This window comes from Amycolatopsis halotolerans (genome assembly GCF_042647905.1).
Taxonomy (GTDB): domain Bacteria; phylum Actinomycetota; class Actinomycetes; order Mycobacteriales; family Pseudonocardiaceae; genus Amycolatopsis; species Amycolatopsis halotolerans.
In genome coordinates this window covers 1-2,870 of the sequence record NZ_JBHRWI010000038.1, presented here as the reverse complement: position 1 = coordinate 2,870, position 2,870 = coordinate 1, and the positions used below count along the sequence as shown (strand labels likewise).

1 protein-coding gene is annotated in these 2,870 nt (G+C 71.5%); it reads right to left on the bottom strand.

Annotated elements, in window-relative coordinates:
• Positions 1-2,870: condensation domain-containing protein (locus tag ACFORO_RS29070; protein WP_377896670.1), on the bottom strand; the 2,870-nt coding region annotated here is incomplete at both ends.

Here is a 2,870-nt window from a genome sequence, read left to right as displayed (position 1 = left end):
TGAGGTGGAGTTCTCCGGTGGTGCCGGGCGGGACCGGCTGCAGAAACCCGTCCAGCACATAGCCCTGGACGTTGTCGGCGAGCCGGCCGAGGGTCAGCACCCCGCGGTCGATCGGCGCGCCCGGCGGGATGCGGTATTCCATGCAGCCGACCGTGGTTTCGGTGGGCCCGTACTCGTTGATCACGGTGGCTCCGGGGTTGCGCGCCCGCCAGCGGTCGAGCTCGGCGCCGCGCAACGGCTCTCCGCCGAGCACGAGCTCGCCGGTCACCGGCCACGCGTCGCCGTTCTCGAGCAGCAGCGGCAGGTGGCTCGGGGTGGCTTTGAGGAACCGGGGCCCGGCGGCGGAGACGGCCTCGCCGTGCAGCACGTCGGCAACGTACACGCTGCCGCCGGACACCAGCGGGCCGAACAGGCTGGTGACGGTGAGGTCGAATGCCAGCGAGGAGTACAACGGCGCCGCGACCGACAGCGACGGATACCGCTTTCCGCACCAGTGGAGATAGGTCGCCAGCCCGCGATGGGTGACGGCGGCGGCCTTCGGCCTGCCGGTCGTACCGCTGGTGAAGATGAGGTAGGCGAGGCTTTCGGGGTGGATCTGGACCGCGAGCGGCGCGTCGCTCCGCGCTGCCACTTCGGCGGCCGTCGTCGCATCGTCCAGCCGGAGGACCGCGACTCCGGCTCCGGGCAGGCGGACGTCCTTCATGCTGAGGACGACGTCCGGCCGGGCGTCGTCGAGCATGTGCCGCACCCGCACGGCCGGCGAGTCCGGGTCGAGCGGGAGATAGCTCGCGCCGGTTTTCAGCACGGCGAAGACCGCGACCGGCACCTCCGCGCTGTGCCGCAGGGCCAGGGCGACGATCGAGCCCGGTCCGACGCCGTACGTGAAGCTGAGGTGCCGTGCCAGGCGGTTCGCCCGTGCCTCCAAAGTCCGGTAGCCGACCGCGTCCCCGGCGGCCGTGACGACCGCCGTCCGATCGGGTGTCGTGCCAGCCTGGCGTTCGAACTGCTCCACGACCGTGGCGTCCGGCACGTCGGCGCTGTTGTCGTTGGCTTCTTTGAGGAGTTTCCGTCGTTCGCCGGGGGAAAGCACGTCGTGCCGGCTGAGCGGGCGGTCCGGGTCCGCCAGCATGGAGGCGAGCAGCCGTTGCCACCGGGTCACGATCGTCTCCGCCGTGGCGCGGTCGAACACGTCCGCGTTGAACTCCAGCATCCCGGCGATGCCGACGGGGCCGTCGGCATCGCGTTCCTCCGCGAGGTGCACCGAAAGGTCGAACTTCGCGACGTCCGCGAGGGCCGGGGCCATCGTCGTGCGCAAGCCGTCGAGGTCAAGTTCCGCGTCGGGTGTGTTGTCTAGGGTGAGGATGACCTGGAACAGCGGGTGCCACGCCAGCGACCGTTCCGGGTTGAGCGCGGCGACCAGCTGTTCGAACGGCAGGTCTTGGTGGCTGAACGCGGCGAGGTCGGCGGTGCGCACCCGGGCCAGCAACCGGCGCGGTGACGGGTCTCCGCTCGTGTCGGTGCGCAGCACGAGGGTGTTGACGAAGAAGCCGACCAGTTCGTCCAGCGCGTCGTCGGTACGGCCGGCGACCGGGGCTCCGATGGGGATGTCGGCGCCCGCTCCCAGCTTGGTGAGCAACGCGGCGAGGGACGCCTGGACGACCATGAAGAGGCTGGCTCCGCTGGTGCGGGCCAGGTCGATCATCCCGGCATGCAGGTCGGTGTCGAACCGGAATCCGACGACGCCGCCGCGGCCGGTGGTGACTGCGGGCCGCGGCCGGTCGAACGGGAGCCGCAGGGTGGCCGGCAGCCCGGCGAGCGTTTCGCGCCAGAAGCCGAGCTGGGCGGCACCGAGCGTGCCCGGCGCCGCCAGGTCGCCGAGCAGTTCGCGGTGCCACAACGTGTAGTCGGCGTACTGGACGGGCAGCGGCGTCCAGACCGGGGCCGAGCCGTCGCGGCGGGCGCGGTACGCAGCCGCGAGATCGCGCAGCAGCGGGGTCATCGACCAGCCGTCGCTGGCGATGTGGTGGAACACGAGCAGCAGTACGTGCTCCTCGGGCCCGACGGCCGCGAGCCGGGCCCGGAACGGGACTTCGGCGGTGAGGTCGAAGGGGTACTGGCTGTGTTCGGCGAGGTAGCCCGCGAGCGCGCCCTTGGCCACCGCGTCCGGGGTCAGCACGGAGCGGACCTCGTCCGCGGGCCGGACCAGCTGCCGCGGGTCACCGTCCACCTCCGGGAAGATCGTGCGCAGACTCTCGTGCCGGGCGACCACGTCGTTCAGCGCGGCCTCGACCGTTCCGGCCTCGAGCGGGCCGAGCAGTCTCAAGGAGAACGACACGTTGTAGGCAGGCGCCGCGTTGTCCATCCGGTTGAGAAACCACAACCGCTGCTGTGCGTACGACAGCGGAAGCACTTCCGGGCGAGGGCGCGGAGCGAGCCGGGCGCGGCTCCGGCCCGCGCCGGTCAGCATCCGGCCGAACGCGGCCACCGTCGGCGCGTCGAAAAGGGTGCGAATCGGAACCTCGGCGTCGAAGACGCTTCGCACCCGGCTGACGAGCCGGGTGGCGAGCAGCGAGTGGCCGCCCAGCTCGAAGAAGTTGTTGTCGACGCCGACCCGCGGCAGCCCGAGCACCTCGGCGAAGAGCCCGGTGAGGATTTCCTCCTGAAACGTCCGGGCCGGCCGGCCCGGCTCCGCCGGAGCAGGCGCGGGCAGCGCGTCGGCGTCGAGCTTGCCGTTGGGGCTCAGCGGAACGGAATCCAGGATCACGAACGCCGACGGCACCATGTGGGCGGGAAGCCGGTCCGCCGCGAAGCGGCGGAGTTCTCGGGTGTCGATGGGTTGGGTGGTGGTGAGGTAGGTGGTGAGTTGGGGG